The organism is Micromonospora sp. HM5-17 (assembly GCF_003762835.1).
Taxonomy (GTDB): Bacteria; Actinomycetota; Actinomycetes; order Mycobacteriales; family Micromonosporaceae; genus Plantactinospora.
Genome location: NZ_RJWA01000005.1, coordinates 310,210 through 331,772 on the forward strand (window position 1 = coordinate 310,210; position 21,563 = coordinate 331,772).

General features: G+C 72.3%; 21 protein-coding genes and 1 pseudogene. 9 read left to right on the forward strand and 13 right to left on the reverse strand.

What is annotated here, in order from left to right; translation table 11 throughout:
• Nucleotides 1-43: 43 nt before the first annotated feature.
• The 4 genes from EF879_RS16980 to EF879_RS16995 all read right to left on the reverse strand — a co-directional run bounded on the left by EF879_RS16980 (nucleotide 44) and on the right by EF879_RS16995 (nucleotide 3,540).
• Nucleotides 44-394 (reverse strand): DUF2203 domain-containing protein, encoded by a 351-nt coding sequence (locus EF879_RS16980; RefSeq protein ID WP_123559714.1) that lies wholly within the window; start codon nucleotides 392-394, stop codon nucleotides 44-46.
• A gap of 100 nt (nucleotides 395-494) precedes the next feature.
• A complete protein-coding gene (gene proC, locus EF879_RS16985; RefSeq protein ID WP_123559716.1) occupies nucleotides 495-1,313 on the reverse strand; it encodes a pyrroline-5-carboxylate reductase in 819 nt (272 codons plus the stop codon).
• A 234-nt stretch (nucleotides 1,314-1,547) separates the two neighbouring features.
• The gene (locus EF879_RS16990) at nucleotides 1,548-2,576 is read right to left on the reverse strand and encodes a 6-phosphofructokinase (RefSeq protein WP_123559718.1); all 1,029 of its coding nucleotides are present in this window, start codon (nucleotides 2,574-2,576) and stop codon (nucleotides 1,548-1,550) included.
• Between the two features lie 469 nt (nucleotides 2,577-3,045).
• Nucleotides 3,046-3,540 (reverse strand): polyadenylate-specific 3'-exoribonuclease AS, encoded by a 495-nt coding sequence (locus EF879_RS16995; protein WP_123560013.1) that lies wholly within the window; start codon nucleotides 3,538-3,540, stop codon nucleotides 3,046-3,048.
• A gap of 394 nt (nucleotides 3,541-3,934) precedes the next feature.
• On the opposite strand from EF879_RS16995, the gene EF879_RS17000 reads away from it, so the two are divergent.
• Nucleotides 3,935-4,627 carry a Crp/Fnr family transcriptional regulator gene (locus EF879_RS17000; protein WP_123559720.1) on the forward strand — a complete coding sequence of 231 codons (693 nt, stop codon included), beginning with the start codon at nucleotides 3,935-3,937 and terminating at the stop codon, nucleotides 4,625-4,627.
• A 160-nt stretch (nucleotides 4,628-4,787) separates the two neighbouring features.
• Here EF879_RS17000 and EF879_RS17005 read toward each other — a convergent pair whose 3' ends face one another.
• Entirely contained in the window at nucleotides 4,788-4,979 is a 192-nt protein-coding gene (locus EF879_RS17005; RefSeq protein ID WP_123559722.1) for a hypothetical protein, read from the reverse strand.
• 252 nt (nucleotides 4,980-5,231) lie between these two features.
• Between EF879_RS17005 and EF879_RS17010 the strand changes: the two genes are divergently transcribed.
• Nucleotides 5,232-8,837: an adenylate/guanylate cyclase domain-containing protein gene (locus tag EF879_RS17010; RefSeq protein ID WP_123559724.1), complete on the forward strand. Its 3,606-nt coding sequence runs from the start codon at nucleotides 5,232-5,234 to the stop codon at nucleotides 8,835-8,837.
• Between the two features lie 232 nt (nucleotides 8,838-9,069).
• Here EF879_RS17010 and EF879_RS17015 read toward each other — a convergent pair.
• Nucleotides 9,070-9,750: pseudogene (locus EF879_RS17015) on the reverse strand (lysophospholipid acyltransferase family protein); the annotation flags it as partial.
• Between the two features lie 242 nt (nucleotides 9,751-9,992).
• Between EF879_RS17015 and EF879_RS17020 the strand changes: the two are divergent.
• The gene (locus EF879_RS17020; protein WP_123559728.1) at nucleotides 9,993-10,835 is read left to right on the forward strand and encodes a DUF308 domain-containing protein; all 843 of its coding nucleotides are present in this window, start codon (nucleotides 9,993-9,995) and stop codon (nucleotides 10,833-10,835) included.
• Between the two features lie 163 nt (nucleotides 10,836-10,998).
• Nucleotides 10,999-12,411: a trehalose-6-phosphate synthase gene (locus EF879_RS17025; RefSeq protein WP_123559730.1), complete on the forward strand. Its 1,413-nt coding sequence runs from the start codon at nucleotides 10,999-11,001 to the stop codon at nucleotides 12,409-12,411.
• A gap of 69 nt (nucleotides 12,412-12,480) precedes the next feature.
• On the opposite strand, the gene EF879_RS17030 is transcribed toward EF879_RS17025, so the two are convergent.
• The 5 genes from EF879_RS17030 to EF879_RS17050 form a co-directional block, all read right to left on the reverse strand.
• Nucleotides 12,481-13,302: an alpha/beta hydrolase gene (locus tag EF879_RS17030; RefSeq protein ID WP_123559732.1), complete on the reverse strand. Its 822-nt coding sequence runs from the start codon at nucleotides 13,300-13,302 to the stop codon at nucleotides 12,481-12,483.
• Complete coding sequence (locus EF879_RS17035; RefSeq protein WP_123559734.1) at nucleotides 13,299-14,699, reverse strand: NAD(P)/FAD-dependent oxidoreductase; 1,401 nt, start codon at nucleotides 14,697-14,699, stop codon at nucleotides 13,299-13,301. Before EF879_RS17035 ends, EF879_RS17030 begins: the two co-directional genes overlap by 4 nt.
• A gap of 186 nt (nucleotides 14,700-14,885) precedes the next feature.
• Nucleotides 14,886-16,970, reverse strand: coding sequence for an NACHT domain-containing protein (locus EF879_RS17040; RefSeq protein ID WP_148086467.1), 2,085 nt, complete (start codon nucleotides 16,968-16,970; stop codon nucleotides 14,886-14,888).
• A gap of 181 nt (nucleotides 16,971-17,151) precedes the next feature.
• Nucleotides 17,152-17,451, reverse strand: a complete 300-nt coding sequence (locus tag EF879_RS17045) for a helix-turn-helix transcriptional regulator (RefSeq protein ID WP_123560015.1) — start codon at nucleotides 17,449-17,451, stop codon at nucleotides 17,152-17,154.
• 4 nt (nucleotides 17,452-17,455) lie between these two features.
• A complete protein-coding gene (locus tag EF879_RS17050; protein WP_123559738.1) occupies nucleotides 17,456-17,806 on the reverse strand; it encodes a type II toxin-antitoxin system RelE/ParE family toxin in 351 nt (116 codons plus the stop codon).
• Between the two features lie 74 nt (nucleotides 17,807-17,880).
• Here EF879_RS17050 and EF879_RS27280 point away from each other — a divergent pair, with 74 nt between their 5' ends.
• Both EF879_RS27280 and EF879_RS17055 read left to right on the forward strand, forming a co-directional pair.
• Complete coding sequence (locus EF879_RS27280; protein WP_158624192.1) at nucleotides 17,881-18,057, forward strand: hypothetical protein; 177 nt, start codon at nucleotides 17,881-17,883, stop codon at nucleotides 18,055-18,057.
• 141 nt (nucleotides 18,058-18,198) lie between these two features.
• The gene (locus tag EF879_RS17055) at nucleotides 18,199-19,119 is read left to right on the forward strand and encodes a phosphotransferase (protein ID WP_233604525.1); all 921 of its coding nucleotides are present in this window, start codon (nucleotides 18,199-18,201) and stop codon (nucleotides 19,117-19,119) included.
• A 36-nt stretch (nucleotides 19,120-19,155) separates the two neighbouring features.
• Here the strand turns inward: EF879_RS17055 and EF879_RS17060 are convergent, their stop codons facing one another.
• A complete protein-coding gene (locus EF879_RS17060) occupies nucleotides 19,156-19,527 on the reverse strand; it encodes a hypothetical protein (RefSeq protein WP_233604526.1) in 372 nt (123 codons plus the stop codon).
• Nucleotides 19,524-19,934, reverse strand: a complete 411-nt coding sequence (locus EF879_RS17065) for a hypothetical protein (protein ID WP_123559742.1) — start codon at nucleotides 19,932-19,934, stop codon at nucleotides 19,524-19,526. The genes EF879_RS17060 and EF879_RS17065 overlap by 4 nt, the downstream gene beginning before the upstream one ends.
• Before the next feature lie 329 nt (nucleotides 19,935-20,263).
• Between EF879_RS17065 and EF879_RS17070 the strand changes: the two genes are divergently transcribed.
• From EF879_RS17070 to EF879_RS17080, 3 genes are all read left to right on the forward strand, one after another.
• Nucleotides 20,264-20,863, forward strand: coding sequence for a Scr1 family TA system antitoxin-like transcriptional regulator (locus EF879_RS17070; RefSeq protein ID WP_199736473.1), 600 nt, complete (start codon nucleotides 20,264-20,266; stop codon nucleotides 20,861-20,863).
• Complete coding sequence (locus tag EF879_RS17075) at nucleotides 20,854-21,045, forward strand: DUF397 domain-containing protein (protein WP_123559744.1); 192 nt, start codon at nucleotides 20,854-20,856, stop codon at nucleotides 21,043-21,045. Before EF879_RS17070 ends, EF879_RS17075 begins: the two co-directional genes overlap by 10 nt.
• A 268-nt stretch (nucleotides 21,046-21,313) precedes the next feature.
• Entirely contained in the window at nucleotides 21,314-21,502 is a 189-nt protein-coding gene (locus tag EF879_RS17080) for a DUF397 domain-containing protein (protein ID WP_123559746.1), read from the forward strand.
• The last annotated feature ends 61 nt before the right edge of the window (nucleotides 21,503-21,563 follow it).

A 21,563-nucleotide genomic window follows, 5' to 3' on the forward strand; every position in this document is an offset into this window, starting at 1 on the left:
GCCATGGAGATCCGCGGACCTCGGCCGAGCTCGCGCCGGCCGGTCAGACCGGGCGCCGCCCCGGGAACCCGCACTCGATTCGGTGGTACCACGCCACGTCGTCGTCACCCTCCAACCAGCACCACAGCACCGGCCGGCCGTCCCGCTCGCCGGGGATGTCGAGCAGCACCGGGGCGACCCCCTTGACCTGGATGTCGTGCCTGGCCAGCTCCTCCAGGATGTTGAAGATCCGCGCCTCCAGGCCCTTGACCTCGGGCAGGCCGCCGAGCGGACTCGTCCCGCGCGTGGCCAGGTCAGCGCGGAGTTCGGCCAGGTCGGCGCGGAGCCGGATGAGTTCGTCGATCCGGGGACGCATCGTGGCGATCATGTGCCGCGCCTGGGCGAGGGTGAACACGTCAGACAGTATCGACCACGGCCGGGGACGGCAGGCCGACGGACCGGGGCGGTGCGAAGCCGGGGGTCGCCGAGCGGCACACGCGCCGGGACGGCCCGGCTCACTCGTGCTGGGCGGCGATCTCCCGGGCCCGGTCGCGGGCGGCCTCGAGCGCGGCGAGCAGCGCGGCCCGGACACCGTGGTTCTCCAGCTCGCGAATCGCCGAGATGGTGGTCCCGGCCGGCGAGGTCACCGCCTCGCGCAGCTTGACCGGATGCTCGCCCGAGTCCCGCAACATGATGGCGGAGCCGATGGCGGTCTGGACGATCAGCTCGTGGGCGACCTGGCGGGGCAGTCCGAGGAGGATCCCCGCGTCCACCATCGCCTCGACCAGCAGGTAGAAGTAGGCCGGACCGGAGCCGGAGAGCGCGGTGACCGCGTCCTGCTGCGACTCGGGCACCCGCATCGTCGCCCCCAGCGGCCGGAACATCTCCTCGGCCAGCGCCAGGTGCTCGTCGGTGGCGTGGGAACCGGCGGAGATCGCGGTCATCGCCTCGTCGACCAGGGCCGGGGTGTTGGTCATGACCCGGATCACCGGGGTCCCCTCCGGAAGCCGCCGGGCGAAGAAGCTCGTCGGCAACCCGGCGCAGAGCGAGATCACCAGCTTGTCGGCCGGCACCTTCGGCCCGATCTCCTCCAGCAGCGCCTCCGCGTCCTGCGGCTTCACCGCGACAGCGAGGACGTCCGCCTCGGTCACCGCCGTGAGGTTGTCCACCACGGCCACGCCGTACCGGGCGGTGATCTCCTCGGCCCGGGCCGGCCGCCGGGTGGTGGCGAGCAGCCGATCCACCGGCCACCCGGCCCGGAGCAGACCGGAGAGCATCAACTCGCCGATCTTCCCGGTGCCGATCACGGCCACCGTGTGTACGCCCGGCGCCATCGTTCCTCCTCAACTGGTGGTGGTGTCACGCCGTCGCGGGCAAACGCCCGCCCGGTCGGGGTCGCCCGCCGCCCGGCGCGAGCGTCGCCCGCCGACCAGGTGGGACGCGTCGTCCGCCGGCCGGCGGGAGGCCGAGTCCGACCGCGTGAAGCCGGAGGCGGCGGGCGGCCCACCCGAACGTGGTCCGCCCGCCGCCGTACAGCTCAGCGCGCGCCGGTGACCCGGCGCGGGGCGTCAGCTCCCGAAGAAGACCTCGGCCTCGGTGTAGCGCTCCAGCGGCACCGTCTTCAGCTCGCGGGTCGCCTCGGACAGCGGTACCCGGACGATGTTGGTGCCCTGCAACGCCACCATCTTGCCCCAGTCGCCGTCGTGGACGGCGTCGATCGCCTGAAGCCCGAGCCGGGTGGCGAGCACCCGGTCGAAGGCGGTCGGGGTGCCACCGCGCTGGATGTGCCCGAGGACGACCGTCCGGGCCTCCTTGCCGGTCTTGGCCTCCAGCTGCTCGGCGAGCCACTGCCCGATGCCGCCGAGGCGAACGTGCCCGAACGCGTCCCGCTCCTGGGTCTGGAGGATCATCTGGCCCTCCAGCGGCTGGGCGCCCTCGGCGACCACCACGATCGGGGCGTACTGGTGCTGGAAACGCTTCTCGACGTAGCCGGCGACCTGGTCCACGTCGAACGGCCGCTCCGGAAGCAGGATCACGTTGGCGCCGCCGGCGAGGCCGGCGTGCAGCGCGATCCAGCCGGCGTGCCGGCCCATCACCTCGACGACCAGGGTGCGGTGGTGGCTCTCGGCCGTGGTGTGCAGCCGGTCGATCGCCTCCATCGCGATGTTGACCGCGGTGTCGAAGCCGAAGGTGTAGTCGGTGGCGCCGAGGTCGTTGTCGATCGTCTTCGGCACGCCCACCACCTGGACGCCGAGCTCGTGGAGCTTGGTCGCGACGCCGAGGGTGTCCTCACCGCCGATCGCCACCAGGGCGTCGACGCCCTGCTCCGCGAGGTTGTTCTTGATCCGCTCGACACCGTTCTCGATCTTGAACGGGTTGGTCCGGGAGGAGCCCAGGATGGTGCCGCCGCGCGGCAGGATACCCCGGACCTCCGCGATGCCGAGCGGCTTCGTCAGCCCTTCCAGCGGGCCCCGCCACCCGTCGCGGAACCCGACGAATTCGTGGCCGTAGCTGGTGACGCCCTTGCGCACCACCGCTCGGATCACCGCGTTCAGACCCGGGCAGTCACCACCACCGGTGAGCACGCCGATACGCATGATCTGCTCATCCTCCAGGAGCCTTTGATGTAGCCCGTCAAGCCCCAGGGTCGAAGTCACGTCAGACCGTCGGCGTCGTTGCCGGCCGGGGCGGGCCGTCATTGCGCACTGTAGTCGCCCGCCCAAAGGCAGACCAGCGCGCCCCATCCCCCGCCGCCTGAGCAGCACGAAGAGAATGATTTGATCATGTTCCGGACGGTTCGGACCGGCGCCGGCCACCCGTCGGGCCGCACGGGACCGGTCTTTGGCGACACGGTCGACGGCGCCCGGCCCGGGTCGATGCTCCCGGACGCGACCGACGGTGTCGGCGGCGGGGCTCGGCACCCCACCCGGGACCGGGACGGGCTGGGTCGCTGTTTGAGCCCGGCACGGGCCCGTACGCGCGCCCACCGCCCGCAAGCCCTCCCCCACACCCTGGCCGCCTCACGGGCCCGAACGCGCGTCGCCCGCCGGCGCCGGCGACGCGGGGTCAGGCGTGCATCGCCCGCCAGCGGGCGAGGTTGTGTCGCGCGTCCACCAGGGCGTCATGCCGCTCGGCGGTGGCGTCCGGCAGCGGGGGGCGCCCCCGGTCGTCCCAGCGCTGCCGCAACTCCCGGGTGAAGCGGGGGATCTCCTGGGGCAACGCCGGCATCGGACCCCAGAGCTGCGCCAGCGCCACGTGGTCGTACGCCGCGTACCAGGCCCAGAGCTCCAGCTCCTCCCCGGGCCGGTCCCGGATCGGCTCCAGGAGAAACTCGTAGAGGTCGTCGCGGATCCGCGCCCGGGAGCGCCAGGCCCGGTCGCCGGGAGACGGCAACCGGTCCAGGACGTGCCGCCGTACCCACGGCACCGCCCTGGACTCGTCGAACTCGGTGGAAACGGCGTAGAACTCGCGACCGTACTCGTCGACGACGCCGATCGACACGAGGTCGATCAGCCGGCCGTCCTCGATGAACTCGCAGTCGTAGAAGTAGCGGTAGACCATCACCGCCATCCTCGCCCATCCCGCGCCGTCGCCACGGGCCGGGTCGGCGGAACCGCCCGTCCCGGGCACCCGTCCGGCGGGCGGTTCGGCGCAGCCACGCCGCGACGGCCGGTGGGTCCCCTCACCCGCCGGCCGTCCGGCCCCCACGCCCCCAGGACCCGCCACGCCCCCGTCCGGCCCCCACGAGCGGCGACTCCAGCCTCAGCATGCCGGCCGGTTGGCGACAGAACTGTCACAGAAGTGATTTGAGGGGTGTACAGCAAGCGACAGGGCCGTCATGATCTGATGTGTACCGCTGCCGGACTCCTACCGGTATCAGTTTCACGTTGCCACTTCGGTCGGTTGCGGGTCGTCCGAGGGCAATACGGGTATTTCACCGGGGAGGGGTTGAGCCTTGGAGGTTCGCCTGCCTGAGCCGGGCGACGCCCTCACCGGCGTCGAGATGTTCGCCGGCCTCGAGCCCGAGGTGCGTCAACGCGTGATCGCCGCCGCGGTCCCGCGCACCTACCGCAAGGGCCAACTGTTGTTCGTCGAGAACGACCCGGGCGAGTCCCTGATCGTGCTGCGCCGGGGGGCGGTGGCGGTGTTCCGCACCGCGCCGACCGGCGAGCGGGCCGTGCTCAACGTCATCCGCCCCCCCGACGTCCTCGGCGAGGTGTCCCTGCTGGACGCCTCCACCCGCTCGGCGTCCGCCGAGGCCATCGAGGACTGCAGCGCCCTGGCGCTGTCCCGGGGTGCCTTCATGGAGCTGGTGCACTCCAACCCGCGGATCCTCGACGCGGTGATGCGGTCGCTCGGCGGGCTGATCCGGCGGCTCACCGAGCAGAACGCCGACCACGTCTTCCTCGACCTGCCCGGCCGGGTCGCCAAGACGCTGGTCCGGCTCGCCGGTGAGAGCCAGGCACCGATGATCACCATCGAGCTGAACCAGAGCCAGCTCGCCGAGATGGCCGGGGGCTCGCGGCAGAGCGTCAACCAGGCCATCGGCTCGTTCGCCAGCCGGGGCTGGCTGCGGACCGAGGGGCGCCGGATCGTCGTCACCGACGTCGCGGCGCTACGCCGGCGCGCCGGCATGACCGAACGCTGAGCCCACCGCCGGCGATCACCCGGCCAGCCAAGATCTCCCGGTCCCGGGACACCGATCCCGGACCCCGGACCCGGACCCCGCTCCCGAGACACGAATCGGGCGCCCCGGAGCGGCGCCACGCCAGCCCCGGGACGCCCGAGCAACGGGACGCGGAGGATGATCAGGTCGGCCCCAGCCAGTCCGTCCCCTCCTGGCCGCCGCCCGTCGACCCCGGCTCGGCGCTCTCGCCGGCAACGATCCCCGCGGCCTGGAGCTTGGCCAGGGTGGCGGCGTCCACATCGATCATGTCCCCCGCGGAGTGACCGACACCGTTGCCGTCGGTCCACTCCTTCTCCAGCCGGACGTACACCATCGCCCCATCTCCCTGTCAGTCGCCGATCGTCGGCGGCACCGAGAGTATCGTGGATCTCCACTCCGCGGAGTGTCCGCTAGCCAACAGCCTGGTTCCCGACACTGGACTCCGCCGGCAATACTCGGCAATGGCGATCGATGACCTCTGGTCCGCACCCGACCCGGTCGCCCACGACTCGCCCCACCGGCTTCGGCCGGGGCCGGGTGCCGCCCCGGCAGACAGCACACCACGACGACGCTGTAGGAGGTCGGCATCTCCGCTCCGTGTGCCACCTGCGGCCGAACCGCCGCGGCCGGCGACCGATTCTGCGGCGGCTGCGGGCGCGAGCTCACCCCGCTCTGCTCGCGGTGCGAGCGGCCGCTCGCCCCCGACGTCGCCTTCTGTACGGCCTGCGGCGCGCCCCGGCCCGGTCGGCCAGAACGGCAGACAACCGTGTCCCAGGAGGACCGGCGGCGGGTCAGCGTGCTCTTCGTCGACCTCATCGACTTCACCCCGTACGTCGAACGCGCCGACCCGGAGCTCGTCCGCGGGATGCAGACCGCCTTCTTCTCGGCGGCCCGCCGGGTCATCGTCCAGTACGGCGGGGTGGTGGAGAAGTACATCGGCGACGCGGTGATGGCACTGTTCGGGGCGCCCGTGGCGACCGAGACCGACGCGCTGCGCTGCGTCCACGCCGGACTGGAGCTCCAGCGGGTGCTGACCCGGCTCGCCCCGACCGGCGCCGACCACCTGCGGTTCCGGGTCGGGGTCGCCACCGGCGAGGCGCTGGTGGACGTCTCGGCGGCCCGGGACGGCGGCCAGGCGATCGTGGCCGGCGACGTGGTCAACACCGCCTCCCGGATGCAGTCGGTGGCGCCGCCGGGCGGGGTGCTGGTCTGCGGCACCACGTACGCGTTGACCCGCGACGCGATCCGGTACGCCGAGCAGGCCCCGGTGACGCTACGCGGGCGCTCCTCGCCGACCGAGGTCTGGCTGGCGCTCTCCGCCGTCCTCCGGCACCCCCCGGAACGGGAGACCGACACCACGCCGCTGATCGACCGCGAACACGAACTGGGCCTACTGGTCAACGCCCTACACCGGTCCATCCAGGACCGGCTGCCCCAGTTGGTCACCGTGCTCGGACACGCCGGGATCGGCAAGAGCCGCCTGGTCCGGGAGCTGTTCCGGCACACCGAACGGCTGACCGACCAGCCGCTGACCTGGCGGGTCGGCCGCTGCCCGCCGTTCGGGGAGAACGTCACCTTCGCCGCGCTGGCCGACATCGTCAAGGCCGAGGCGGGGATTCTCGACACCGACTCCGCCGACGTCGCGACCCGGCGGCTGGAGTCGACGCTGGCCGAGCTGGTCGGCCCGGGCGAGGCGGACCGGCTGATGGACGCGCTGCGACCGGTGGTCGGACTGCCCGGACCCGCGCTGCCGGCCGAGGAGGCCGAGTCCGCCTGGCGACGCTTCCTGGTCGCGCTCGCCGCGCGCCGGCCGACGGTGCTGGTCTTCGAGGACCTGCACTGGGCCGACGAGGCGATGCTCAACTTCGTCGAGCTGCTCGCGGCGTACGCGCAGAACGTGCCGCTGCTGCTGCTCTGCACGGCCCGGCCCGAGTTGGTCAAGCGGGATCCGAGCTGGGCGGGGACGATCACGGGCTCGCTGACCATCACCCTCCCGCCGCTGCGGGACACCGCCATCGCCGCGCTCTACCGCCACATCTTCGGCCAGGCGGCGTTCTCGACCGAGATGCTCAGCCCGCTGGTGGAGGTCGCCGACGGCAACCCGCTCTACGCCCACGAGTACGTCCGGATGCTGATGGAGCAGGGCGCGTTACGCCAGGCCGGGCGGGGGTGGTCGTTGGAGAAGCGGCACGAGCTGCCGATGCCGGAGAGCGTGCACGCGGTCATCGCCAACCGGGTCGACCTGCTCGACACGCCGGACCGGGCGGTGCTGCTGGCCGCCTCGGTGGTCGGCATGCAGTTCTGGCCGGGCGCGGTCGCCGCCGCGCTCGGGCAGCCGGTCGAGGCGGTCGAGCGGTCCCTGCGCCGGCTGGAGCAGCGCGACTTCGTCCACGAGCAGCCCACCTCCACGATGGAGGGCCAGCCGGAGTTCCGGTTCCGGCACATCCTCGTCCGCGACGTCTGCTACCAGCGGCTGCCACGGACCGAGCGGGTCGCCCGACACGAACGCACCGCCGACTGGCTGAACAGCATGTCGCAGGGCCGGGAGACGGACCTGGCCGAGGTGCTGGCCCACCACCGCTGGGCGGCCCACGAGATCGCCCACACCCTCGGGGTGGACACCGCCCGGTACGCCCCGCCGGCCCGGGAGGCGCTGCACCGGGCTGCCCGCCGGGCGTACGCCCTGCACGCGCTGGACGTGGCGGCCAACCACGCGGCCCGGGCGCTGGGGCTGGCCGACGACACCGACCCGGTGGGCCGGCTCCGGCTGGAGCTGCTGAGTACCGAGATCGCGTACTTCCGGGACGGCACCGCCTTCCTGGCCGGCGGCGGCACCGACCAGCTCCGTACGCTGGCGGAACGCCTCTTCGCGTACGGCGAGCACGGTGACGCGGCCCGGGCCTGGACCCTGCTCGGACAGGCCGCCTGGCTGCGGGCCGACCGCGCCGGCGCGCTGTCCTGCCTGGACCGGGCCGTCGAACTCTTCGACGCGCTGCCGGACACGCCGCAGAAGGCGGACGCCTACGCCGAGCTGGGCCGGCTGCACATGCTCAACTACGAACACGAACCGGCGATCGCGGCGGCGGGTGCCGCGGCCGACATCGCCGAACGGCTCGGGCTGGTCGAGACCCAGGCCAACGCCCGGATCACCGTCGCGACCGCCCGCTACCAGGCCGGGGATCCGGCCGGGCTGGCCGAGCTGTACGACATCCACCAGTTCTGCCAGACCCACCAGCTGCTCGCCCTGCCCCGGGCGGTACAGAACCTCGCCTACGCGGTCCGCGAGGAGGGCGACTGGATCCGCTCGGGCGAGATCCTCGCCGCGTGTCCCGCCCTGGCCCGGGGCGAGGCGCTGGCGACCGGCGGCTCGGGGGAGGCGATGCGGGCGTACTGCGAGGGCGAGTTCGGTCGGCTGCTGGCCGCCGCGGACGCCTTCGTCGACACCCCGGCCGGGCGGTGGGACATGCAGGTCCGCGGGGTACGGGCGTACCTGCGGGTGCTCCGGGACGAACCGGTGCCCGGCGCGACGGCCGGCCCCCGGACGGCGGGCGACCCCACTTCCGGTGGCCGGACGGGCGAGGCGACGCCGATCCGGCGGGCCGCGCCGATGGTCGACGACGTGACCGACGCGCTGGAGACGGCCCGGCGCAGCGGCTTCCACCGGCTGCACTGGACCATGCTGGGGCTGGGCGCGCTCTGCCGGTCGCTGCAGGGACGCCCGGCGGAGGCCACCGAGCTGATCGAGGAACTCGCCATCTCCTGGTCGGCGGTGCCGGCGCTGGCCAGCGGCGAGTGGATCCCGGCGGCCGCGTACGCCGCCGCGCTCGCCGGCCGCCCCGCCGCGGCCCGGATCCAGGGCATGCTCGACCGGGTCCGCCACCGCACCCCCTGGGTGGAGGCGGCGGCGAACACGGTGACCGCCGCGCTGGCCGCCGCGAGCGGTGACCACGCTCGCGCCGGCCGGCTCTACACCCGGGCGGCGGAGATCTACGCCGGCATTCCGGACGCCACCGACCGGATGCTCGCCCTGGCGCTCGCCGCCGGCGAACTGCACCTGGCCGGCGACCGGGCCGCGGCCGAGCAGGTGCGCGCCGAGGTGCGGAGCTTCGCGCTACGCAATCGCGCCCCGGGGCTGCTCCGGCTGAGCCAGGGCCCGCCGGCCCCCGGTACGACACCGATGCTGGCCTCCTGACCCGGATCTCCCGCCCGGCGGCCGGATGGATGCCCGGGGCGGATCAGGCCGCGACCGATTCCCCGGCCGGCCCGGCCGGGGTGGCATCACCGACCCGCCCGGTCGCGGCGACCGTGTCCGTCGGCCCCGCCGGGGCGGCAGTGTCGGCTCGCCCGGCCGGGGTGACAGTGCCGGTCCGACCGGCCGGGGCGACGCTGTCCGTCCGCGCGGTCGCGGCGGTGGCCGGGACCGCCGCCGCCAGCTGCTGGTTCTTGACCTTCTGGGCGTAGACGTCGACGTACTCGCGGCCGGAGAGCTCCATCAGCTTGTACATGATCTCGTCGGTGATCGCCCGCTCCACGAACCGGTCTCCCGCCATGCCGGCGTACCGGGAGAAGTCCAGCGGCTTGCCGAAGCGGATCCGCACGCGCTTGATCTTCGGGATCAGCTTGCCGGGCGGCTGGATCTCGTCGGCGTTGAGCATCACCACCGGGATCACCGGGGCGCCGCTCTCCAGCGCGAGCCGGGCCACCCCGGTCTTGCCCCGGTAGAGCCGGCCGTCCGGGGACCGGGTCCCCTCGGGGTAAATCCCGGCGAGCTTGCCGGCGCGCAAGACCTTGAGCTGGGTGTCCAGCGCCGCCTGCGCGGCGCGACCACCGGAGCGGTCCACCGGGATGGTGCCGGTGCCGATGAAGAACATCCGCACCAGCCAACCCTTCAGCCCCGTGCCGGTGAAGTATTCGGCCTTCGCCACGAAGGTCACTTTTCGCTTGACCATCAGCGGCATGAAGATCGAATCGGAGAAGGAGAGGTGGTTGCTGGCGAGGATCGCCGGACCGGTGTCCGGCACGTTCTCCCGCCCCTCCACCTGCGGCCGGAAGATCAGCCGCAGCCAGGGACCGAGGACGACGTACTTCAGCAGCCCGTACAGCACCGGTGTCCTTCCCGAGCGTCCCGCGTGCGTCCACCGCTGGCCCCCGGCCGGCAGCGGGAGACGGGACGCACCCGGCGACGGCCGTGGCGGGAACTGTCGGCAATGAGCCTACGAAGCGGGTACGGCACGCCACAACGCACTCCCGGAACCGGCGCCCCCCGTGTCACGATTCATTGCACGGTAGGTGGAGCCGGCGGCGGAGGCACCGGCGCGCGCCACGAGCCGGGTAGGGAGGGGTCGGAGTGTCAGCGGGAGGGGCCCGCCGGGGACGGCGAGACAACGGGCTGCAGGCGACGGAGTACGCGGTCGCCGGCGACGTGGACCCGCGCCTCGGCGAACACCTGCTCGACGTCCTGGCCGCCGGGGGCATCGCCGCCTATCTCCAGCCCTCCGCCGACCTCAACCCGGTGACCCGGACCACCACGATGCCGTCCCGACCCGTCGACCGGCTGTACGTCGACCGGAGTCACCTGGCCACCGCGCGCGACTACCTCAACCAGCTCACCGAGGACGACGTCCCGAACCCGTCGCCGGCGCCGCCGTCCGACCCGGACGTGGAGGCCGAGTGGGCCCGGATCGTCGCCGGCTACCACACCGAGGTCGCCGCCGAGGAGCGTTCCTGGCCGGCTGCCGAGGACGTCACCGAGACCGAGGCGGACGAGCCCGGCGGGATCGCGGCCCCGGCCCGGTCGGGCCAGGATCCCACCCGTCCGGGTGGTCCGGGTGGGCACCGGCTGCCCTCGGCCATCGACGTCGCGGGCATCTCGGTCGGCCGCGACGACGAGCCCTCACTCCTGGACGGGCTCGACACCTTCGGCGCGGGCCTGCCCGACGAGGACGAGGAGCGCTACGTCCCGCCTCCGCCGCCCCCGCTGCCCCGGCCGTCGAAGTACGCCGTCGTCGGGGTCCTGGCGATCGTCGCCGGCTTCATCCTCTTCCTCTTCCCGACGCTGCTCCCGGTCGACCGAGGGCTGGCCACCCTGGTCGGCTTCACCGGCATCATCACCGGCTTCGTCACGCTGATCCTGCGGCTGCGGTCCGGTGACGAGGAGGACGACGATCCGGACGACGGTGCGGTGGTCTGACCCCAACCGTCCAGATCGCGAGATTCATCGCCGTGTGGTCTTCGGGCGTAACCATCGCGTAATTTCGCATCAGTAGGAATACTGCTGTACGTCACCTTCCCCTCACGACTACGCGATCGCTCGTCATTCGCGGTGGTCGCCTCGCCCGGAACGAGGTGCCCGAATGCGACAGAGTTCCCTCGTGGTGGTGGCCAATCGGCTGCCTGTCGACGACAGCGTGGCGCCGGACGGTGCCTGCGAGTGGCGTCGCAGTCCCGGCGGCCTGGTCTCCGCCCTCCACCCCCTGCTCCAACAGACCCCGGCGACCTGGGTCGGCTGGGCCGGCGGCACCGGTCCGGCCCCCACCCTCGCCGACGTCGACGGCGTACGCATGCACACCGTGCCCCTGGCCCACGACGACGTCCGCGACCACTACGAAGGCTTCGCCAACTCGACCCTCTGGCCGCTCTACCACGACGCCGTCGAGCAGCCGGTCTACCACCGCCGCTGGTGGGAGGCGTACCAGCGGGTCAACCGGCGGTTCGCCGAGGCGGCCGCGGAGGCCGCCGAGCCGGGCGCGGTGGTCTGGGTCCAGGACTACCACCTCCAGCTCGTGCCGGAGCTGCTCCGCACACTCCGACCCGACCTGCGGATCGGCTTCTTCATGCACGTGCCGTTCCCGCCACCGGAGCTGTTCATGCAGCTCCCCCGCCGCGCCGAACTGCTGCTCGGCATGCTCGGCGCCGACCTGGTCGGCTTCCAGCGCCCGCAGGCGGCGCACAACTTCGCGCAGCTCGCCACCAAGGTGCTCGGCCTCGCCGCCACCGACCGGCGGATCGCGGTCGGCGAGCGGGTGGTCCGGATCGGCGCCTTCCCGGTCTCCATCGACATGCGCGAGATGGAGGCGCTGGCCGGCCGCCCGGACGTGGTCCGGCGAGCCGCCCAGATCCGGCGCGACCTCGGCGACCCGCAGCACGTGATCCTCAGCGTGGACCGGATGGACTACACCAAGGGAATCGAGCAGCGGCTGAAGGCGTACAGCGAACTGCTCGCCGCCGGCCACGTCAAGGTCCGGGACACGGTGATGGTCCAGGTCGCGGTGCCGAGCCGGGAACGGGTCGAGCAGTACCAGGTCCTGCGTGACCGGGTGGAGCGGGAGGTCGGGCGGATCAACGGGGAGTTCGGCCGGGTCGGCGAACCGGCGATCCACTACCTCACCCAGCCCTTCGACCGCGCCGAACTCGCCGCCCTCTACCGGGCCGCCGACATCATGGCCGTCACGCCGCTGCGGGACGGGATGAACCTGGTCGCCAAGGAGTACGTGGCGGCCCGGGTCGACGGCGGCGGCGCGCTCGTGCTCAGCGAGTTCGCCGGTGCCGCGGCCGAGTTCACCCAGGCGTTCCTGGTCAACCCGCACGACCTGGAGGGGCTCAAGTCGACCCTGCTCCAGGCGTTGCAGGCCAGCGAACCCGACCGGGCCGCGCGGATGCGGGCGATGCGCGACCACCTACGGGTGCACGACATCCGGGCCTGGGCGCGGTCGTACCTCACCGCACTGGACCAGAGCGGGGTCCTCGTCAACCGCCTGACGACGTGAAAGGAAGGGCCCCTTCCTATCGCTTTTGGTAGAAGAAGGGGCCCTTCCTAACACAGGTCGCGGCGCGGGCTAGCCGACCAGGTCCTTGTCCAGCCAGTCCAGGATCGCGTCGATCGGCTCCCGCCACCGGGCATCGAGCATCAGGTCGTGCCCCATGCCGGGAAAGAGCAGCGGCGCCACGCCGTACCGTCGCGCCGTCCGGGTCAGCGCCGAGGCCGGCACCACCCGGTCGTCCGGGCTGCCCACCACCAGGATCGGCGGTTTGCCGACCGGCGGCTCCGGCGCCCGGTGGATCAGCAGCTGCCACTGCGCCCGGGTCGACGCCCGGCCAAGCCGCTCGGTGTACGTCTGGGCCACCGCGTCCGGCAGCTCGCGGCTGAACAGTTGCCGACGGCGCAGCCGCAACGCCCCGCCGACGACCGCCGGCACCGTACCGGCCGGGTTGCGGCGCAGCGCCGCACCGAACGTGCCCCAGCCGCCGAAGACCGGCGCCACCAGCACCCCGGCCCGCGCCGGATAGCGGGCGAGCGCGTACGCCACCACCAGCGCGCCGGCACCGTGCCCGACCAGCACCGCCTGCCGGGGCAGGCTCACCGCCACCTGGACCACGTCATGGGCGTACGCCCGCAGCGTCGCCGTCGGGGCCGCCCCGCTGCCGCCGTGGCCGCGCAGGCTGACCGCGTACGCCGGGAAGGCCCGCGACGCCGCGTGGTCGAGCCAGTTCTCCGCGAAGGCCCAGGCCCCGTGACCGAACCCGGGTACGAAGAGCAGCGGCGGCTTGCCCTCGTCCGCCTCCGGGCTCGCGGTGAGGACCTCACGGCGTACGGCCGGCACCGGGCGGGTCCACTCCGGGGTACGGATGATTCGGGTCCGTCCACTCCGTCCGCTCACGCCGCCACCTCCAGCTCGTCCAGGGTGCGCTGCACCGCGCGCAGGTACTCGACGTGCCCGACCTCGAACCAGTGCCGGGTGCTCTCCTTCACCTTGGCGGAGTTCCACCGCTCGCCGGTGTCGGCGGCGATCCGGGCGGCGAAGGACCGGGCCCGCTCCGGGGCGAGCTCGCGCAGCCGCAGCCACCGGGCGATCATCACCGCCTGCCAGTGCACCAGCGGGAAGAGACCCGCGTCCGGCTGCAACAGGCCGGCGACGGCCAGCGTCGGATGGCGTCGGGGAAACATGTTGAGGTGCAGCGAGGGCCGGCCGGCCGCGTCCGTACCGAGGATCTCCGGGGCGAGGAACTCGAAGCGCGGCAGGTAGCCGGTCGCCAGCACGACGAGGTCGGGCTCGATCTCGCGCCCGTCGGTCAGGACCACTCCGGTCCGGGTGAAGCGGGCGACGTCCGGCACCGGGGTGATGGCGCCGTGCCCGATGTAGTGCACGAGCTGGCTGTTCACGATCGGATGGGTCTCGTAGACCCGGTGATCGGGCCGGGGCAACCCGAACCGGGTCAGGTCACCCACGGTCAGCTTCAGGGCCCGGTGGAACAGCCACTGCCGCAGCCACAGCGGCAGCCGGAGCGCCGCGGCCGCGTGCCCCACCTGGTCGGCGGGGCGGCCGAAGGCGTACTTGGGGAGGTACCAGTAGCCGCGGCGGATCGAGTGCCAGCAGCGGGCCGCCTGCTGGCCGGCCTCGACCGCGATGTCGCAGCCGGAGTTGCCGGCGCCGACCACCAGCACCCGCTTGCCGCGCACCTGGGTGGCGTCCTTGTACGCCGAGGCGTGGATCACCTGGCCCCGGAACTCGTCCAGGCCCTCGTAGGCCGGCATCTTCGGGGCCCAGTTGTGTCCGTTGGCCACCACGACCGCCGCGTACCGGGAGGTCCGTTCCGCGCCGTAGCCGCCGGTGCTACGGGTGGTGACGTCCCACCGCTCACCGTCGGCGGGTTCGACCCGGACCACCTCGGTGCCGAACCAGATGTGCGGGCGCAGGTCGAAGTGGTCGGCGTACCGCTCCAGATAGGACAGCAGCAGGCTGTGGTGCGGGTAGTCCGGCCAGGTGTCCGGCATCGGGAAGTCGGGGAACTCGGTCAACGGCCGGGACGAGACGAGGTGGGTGCTGGCGTAGACCGGGCTGCGGTCGTGGCGCCAGTTCCACGCCCCGCCGACCCCGGTCTCCCGCTCGTAGCAGTCGACGCCGAAGCCGTACTCCTTCAGATTCTTGATCGCGGCAAGGCCGCTGGCCCCGGCGCCGATCACGCAGATCGTGTCGCCGCGGTCGTAGACCGGACGCCCGTCTCGCCACAGGGTCGCGGCCGGTTCGAGGCTCTCCTGCTCGCTATGGGTGGACACCGAGAAGTCTCCTTCTGTCCGGCACCGGTGCCGACGTGCGGGGGGAATCCTCCCGGCTCTCGTCACCTTTTGTCCAGCCCGCCGCGCAGCGCTTCCGGTCGGGTCGACGTCCTCCGGTACGGCGACCTCGGTCTGACGCCGACGGGCAACCCCTGGCACCGCACCTCACGCCGGCCGGGTGGGCGATCAGGGTGTCGACGCCGCTCGCGACGAAGCGTGCTGCTGCGCCAGGTAGGTTTGCAGCCGGCGGTGCCGGAACTGATAGACCGCACCCGCCTGACGCAGGATGCCGCGCTGGTGGGCGTCGCGCAGGAACGCGACGCAGCGCCAGGGCAGCCGACGGGTGACCGCCAGGTACAGCCTCACCACCAGCAGCCACTGGCCCCACGCGAAGGGCAGCAGCATCGCGGGAGCGATCACGAGCCCGGTCATCAGACCCGCCACCACACCGGCGACCAGGCCGTACCGGAAAGCCACACCGAAGACGATCCCGCTGGCGACCATGATGCCGGCCCCGCCCACGAGCATCCGGCGAAGGGTGTGGGTCCGGTCGGCGGACAGGGAGTCGGCGACACTGACCGCCCAGGTCTGGTCGAACGGGCGGGAGACGCCGACCGCGACCCCGAGCGTCACGGCGGTCCCGACCGCGACCCCGATCACGCTGCCGATCACCGGGTCGGCGGCCATGGCGGACATGACCAGTCCCGCCGGGATCCCGGCCATGACCCCGTACGACAGCGCGGAGAGCAGTTCGCGGGCCGTGGGCCGGACCCGTCTGGGCTGCGGGTCGGGTGCCGCGTTCCGGATCCAGCGCCGCTCGCTGAGGAGGAGTACGTTCCCGCCGATGTACAGGTAGCCGATCGCGAGCACGATGTTCTCGATCACGAGCCCGGTCACCACGCTGGCCACGATCATGACCCCGAGCCACCCGTAGGTCAGGAAGCGGAGCCGCTCGGACCGGGGGACGCTGTCGCGCAACCGCCACCAGGTCAGGTCGGCGGCGCCCTGCGTCTCCAGGTGGGCGGCGAGCCAGGCCAACCACGTCCGCGCCTGGTCGGGCCGCCAGGTACGGCCGCCCGGCGGCGGCTCCCGCTGGTAGACGGCGGGGAGGTACGCGGCGATCAGGTGCTCCTCGACCGCCTCCTGGGTCGGGAACCGCTCCTGGTCGAGGAGTTCGGCCGGATCGTTGCCCGGCGTGTCGGAGTAGCTGGCGCGGGCCAGGAACACCATCAGGGGCGTTCGCAGGACCTGTCGGAGCACCGCCGCCGCGGGGTCGTCGGGCCGTTCGCGTAGCCGGGTGAGCACCGGTTGCCACACCCCGTCGTCGGTGCCGGGTGCCCGGCGGCTGGTGGTGCGGGGCAGGTATTCGGCCACGGTCTCGAAGTCGAGATCGTGCAGCATGACGCCCTCGGCGCGGGAGAGCACGCCGGCCCGCTCCACCGCGCGCCGGTATTCGTCGCGACGACTCGTCAGGACGAGGGGCAGCCTCGCCGCCTTGTTGAGCTGCCGCAACGCCGCCTTGTGCAGCCCGGGGTTGATCTCGTCGAAGCCGTCGAGGATCGGCAGGATCAGGCCGGCGTCCAGCAGCGCCGCCGCCCGGGTGAGCTGCCCGTTCAGCGGGCCGTCGTACGGGAGGGCCAGCGCCGGGTTGCGCCGGGCGAGCTGGTCGGCCAGCCAGGTCTTCAGGTTCGACTCGGGATCCCAGGACTGGAGGCCGAACAGCACCGGCACCCGTTCGCCGGGCTGGCGGCTGTCGAGGAGCTGGCCGAGCAGTTCACCGGCGAGGACGCTCTTGCCGGACCCGGCCTTGCCGAGGATCACCAGCCGCCCGGACGGTATCCGGGCGTAGACCTCCGCGATCTCCTCCAGTCGGCCGCTCAGGTTCACCCGGGTCGCGCGGGTCCCCACCCGCGTTCCGCGGACGTTCGCCGGCTGGTCGACCAGGCGCGGCTCGGCCGGATGCCAGGAGACCGGCAGCGGCACCGGGTCACCCGACCGGTGCTCCGCCCGTTGCCGCTCCCATTCGGCTGCCACCGCCACGGCCAGGCTGTCGGCGAGGGCCGGCAGGTCGACGTCGGCGGCGCGCGCGGGTGGCCGCCTGTCGCGCCGCGTCTCCTCCCAGACCACGGCCACGGTGAGCAGGACGCTCGCCGGGACCACGATCCACAGCCATCGGCTGGACAGGTTCATGTTCTCGACGAGCAGGCCCGTGACCAGGGAGAACGCGGTGGGCAGTGACGCTTTCCCGATCACCGAAAGCCGTGACCGCACGACGCGTTCCTCCCTGGTTGCGACTGCCCAGCGAGTCCACCGTAGTCACACGGTCAATCTCCGGTTCCAGCCCACGCTCGGCCTCGGTGGCCCACGCCGCGTCGAGCGTCGTCAGCTTTTATCAAAACGTCGGGCCATGGCCAGAATGCCGGTGTGCGCCATCATCACGCGTCCGCGCCCGTTATGCGGCGGCGTCGCGTGGCTCGAACCCGACTTTGAGACTTACATCCAGTGCTGTCGCCAGCCGCTCCAACACAGCCAGAGTCGGGACCGTCCCGCCGGCCTCGAATCGGGCCACGGCCGACTGCGTCATTCCGGACGCCGTCGCCAACTGTTTCTGGCTCCAACCTCGGCGCTCGCGAAGCTCACGCACGGCGCGGCCGAGCTCGAAGGCCAGCCGCGTCGCCTCGTACGCCTCCTTGGCTCCCGGCTCAGCCATACGTCGCTCGCGCATCGCGGCCCAGCCACCAGCCTCGCCCATCGGTCTAACCCTCCTCATCCATAGCCTGGTGTGCTTCATCGATGCACCGTGCCAACGCTCGGCGCGCCCGGTCGATCTCCCGCTCGTCGCGCATGCGCGTCTTCGTAAAGACCGTCAAGAGGACGATCCTCCTCTCGGGCCCGATCCAGTAGGTGATCCTCACCGACTCGCGACCCAGGTGGAACCGCAGCTCACGGAGCTTTCGATCGAGCTGCTTCGTGTAGGGCTCGCCCAGTAGCGGTCCCTGTTCGGCAAGCAGATCGATGTAGAAGGCGACGCGGGCGAACAGATCCGTCGGCAGGCTCTCCAGCCACTTCTCTACCTCCGGTTCCAGCTCGACCACACCCCAGGCCATAGCATCGATGCTATATTAGCTGCTGGCAGCACGTCGAGGAGCTGCCGCGACCGGTCCGCGAGCTGCGGCCGGACGTGCCCGAGCGCCGCGACATCGGCTGGCTGCTGCTCACCGAGGGTCGGGCTGCCGAGGCGTACGCCGAACTCCAGCCAGTGCACGAGGATCTCTGCCTGCTCTACGGGCCGGATCACCCGGACGCCCGGGAGGTCGCCGACGCGCTGGCCCGGCTGCGCCTCTCCGGCGCCGGCTGACTGTCTGGTGCACGGGCTGCGGTGCTGGCTGCGGCTGTGCAATGGCGTGTGTAACCGGCGGGATCGGCAGGGAGGTCCGATGATCGCCATGCAGATGATCACGCCTCCGGCGCGGTCGGTGGCTGTGGCACCGTCTTGAGGGTGCGGTTCGATGGGATGCCGGACTGGTTGCCGGCTTGGTGTCGTGAGCATCTGGGCGACGAGCCCGCGGACGTGCTGTTCCAGTCGCGCCAGGTCTCGATGGTGTTCGGTCTGCGGCTGGTCGGTGGCAGGGACGTCGTGGTCAAGGCGCGCCCCGACGAGGGCCGGGCGGCGTCATGCGTCGCGGCGCAGTCCTGGCTGGCCGAGCGGGGTTTTCCGTGTGCCCGACCGCTCACGCCGGTGATCAGCGTCGGCACGCTCGGGGTGCACGCCGAGGAGTTCCGGCCCGACGGCGAGGTGTTGCACGGGGACTCGCCGGAGATAGCCGAGCGCTGCGCAACCGTGTTCGCCCGGCTGATGGCCGCGCTTGCCGACGTGAGCGTCGCGCCGCCGCTGCCGAACCCGCCCTGGGTGCGGTGGGACCGCACTGATGCCGGGCTGTGGCCGATGATCGACTTTCTCGACCGCCGGGACCAGAGCGTCGTACCCGACCACATCGTCGAGACGGCCGAGCGGGCCAGAAAGCGGCTGCTGGCGGCCGACCTGCCGGGCGTGCTTGGGCACGCCGACTTCGAGGCGCAGAACCTGCGGTGGCGGGGTGGGCAGGTGTGGGCGGTGCACGACTGGGACAGCCTGGCGTGGCAGCCCGAGGCGGCGCTGGTGGGAGCCGCGAGCGGGGCGTTCGCCAGCTCCGGGCCGCCCACGCTGGCACCGATCGCCAGCTCCGAGGCGTTTCTGAGGGCGTATCAAGACCGTCGAGGACGCGTGTTCACGGCCGCGGAGCTGGAGGTCGCGTGGGCGGCCAGCCTGTGGATGGCCGCGTACAACGCTCGGGAGATGGCACTGTGCGGTGGCGGCTCGGCGGGCGCCGACGCGCTGCGGGTGCAGGCAGCCGAACGTCTCCGCCGAGCCAGGGTGTAGCACCAGCACGAACTTCCGCGAGCCGCCCCGGCTGGCTCACTCGGGTGGTTCCGCCTGGCCGTCGAGGCGGGCGCGGGTGACGGCGATCCGGGGACGTGCCCAGGCCAGGAAGCGCGCCTGGAGCGCCGCCGGGTCCGGGCCGGGATCCGGGTTGAGGGCGGCCAGATCGACGTACGCCTGTTGGAGCTGGGCGGCGAGATAGACCGCCAGCCCGGCCGGGTCGGTCACGTAGTCGACGGCGAGCAGCGAACGGGCGGCCAGGCAGGGCCAGTCGACGGCACAGGTACGACAGATCCAGAGCGGCCGGCGCGGCGTGTGCGGCTCGATGCCCGAGGTGGGTGACCGGGGCGCCGGGGTGGCCGCACCGGTCACCGGCTCGGTGGGACGATCGTCCGCCGGCTGGGTCATCGGGCGCCGAGCCCGGCCCGTTGCGCCTGGGCCGGGGTGAGCCGCCCGGCCCGGCCGACCAGGTGGGATCCGGTGGGTGCATTCCACCCTGCGGACTGGTTACGCAGCGGGGCGCCGGCCGGCTGGGGCCGTCGCGGCGACCGTTCGGCGCCGGTCGTGCTCGCCGCACGCGGCATCGTTTCGCCCGCCGGAGGCGACGGTCGCGGCCCGGCCGGTACGGCGGCCGGGGCCGGCGGTACGTACGCCGACGCCAGGTCGGAGGCGAACCGGTCGGGGCAGGGCCAGCGCAGCCCGCACCGGCAGTACCGCCAGAGTCGACGCCAGTCCCGGCGGTGCCGGGGCGCGAAGCGGATCGGCCGCGATCGGCGCCATGACCATTCCATGTCGATCACACCTTTCTCGATCATGCGATTACCCGTGATCTTTTTCCGGTACGCCTGCACCGGCCGCGATGCCGAAGAGTTGCGGCGCGCGAGGGGCGATTGATGCTCGCTATTCGATGCGGGGAACCGCCCCCAGGGGGAAGTCGGGTCGGGCGGTTCCCCGCGCGGTTCCGCCCGGGTGTTTGCCGCCGCGCCGAACGGTTCCGCTAATGACAGTCTGCTATGGACGCGACTAGCCTCGGGAGAGCTGACCCGGGTACGACCAGTGCGTATGTCAGCTCGTCGCGCCGGTGGGAGCCCTGTCCGACATCGACACCGAAATTGTCCGGAGGTTGTCCGTGGAACGTCCGCCCATGCTCGAACACTTCGCCGAGGAGTTACGCCTCGCCCGCGTCAGGGCCGAGATGTCGCAGGCCGAACTCGCCGAGGCGTGCAACTATTCGGCAGCGATGATCGCCAAAGTGGAAACGTGCGAGCGCCGCCCCAGTCTTGATCTCGCTCGCCGCTGCGACGCCGTCCTCGGCACCGGCGGACTGCTGGAACGCATCCAGCGGCGGATCGGCCAGGAGAGCGTGGTCGGCTACTTCCAGGAGTTCGCCGGCATCGAGCAGGAGGCCAAGGCTCTACGCTGCTTTCAACCCACGTTCATTCCCGGGCTGCTCCAGACCGAGCCCTACGCCCGCGCCGTTCTATCCAGCAGCGGGCTGCTCACTTCCGAGGAGACCGAGGAGCAGGTGGCAACCCGGCTGCACCGGCAGGAGATCCTGACCCGCGCCACTCCCCCGCTCGGCGAGCCGGTCGCCTATCTGGAGGGGCACATTCATGGCAAAGTCATCGATCATCCGGAGCAGGTCCGGCATATGCTCGATGTCTGGGACTCGATCCGGGGCGAGGCACTGCCTCACCAACGGTCGATCGAGCTGATCGCGGAGGTGGCGCAAACATGGAGCTGACCGGCGCGCGCTGGCGCAAGAGCAGCCGCAGCAACAGCACGGGCGGCGACTGCGTCGAGGTCGCCGACAACCTACCGGGCGTGATCGGCGTACGCGACAGCAAAGACCCAACCGGCCCCACCCTGACCTTCACCCCAACCGCCTGGCGAACCTTCGTCACCAACCTCGCCCGCCGGCCCTGACCCCAGCGACCCAACCCGCACACGCGACGCGGCCCCGCCTCCCGCACGTACGCCGGGACGCGGGGCCGCCGCGTCGCCACCGATCCTCATTCGTGTCGGCTCCTCGGAACTACGTGTGGGCGGCACGATCGGCCGCATCGTGAACGGCAAGCTCTGCCATCGACCATCTTGAGCAGACGCGGCATATGCTCGACGCCTCGGACTCGATCCGGGGCGAGGCACTGCCCCACCAGCAGTCGATCGAGCTGATCGCGGAGGTGGCGCAAACATGGAGCTGACCGGCGCGCGCTGGCGCACAAGCAGCCGCAGCAACAGCACCGGCGGCGCGTGCGTCGAGGTCGCCGACAACCTACCGGGCGTGATCGGCGTACGCGACAGCAAAAACCCAACCGGCCCCACCCTGACCTTCACCCCAACCGCCTGGCGAACCTTCATCACCAACCTCGCCCGGCCCTGACGGGCGCGACCAACACTCTGCCCCGTCGCTCGCTCACCGTCCGAAAGGGAACGCGTGGAAT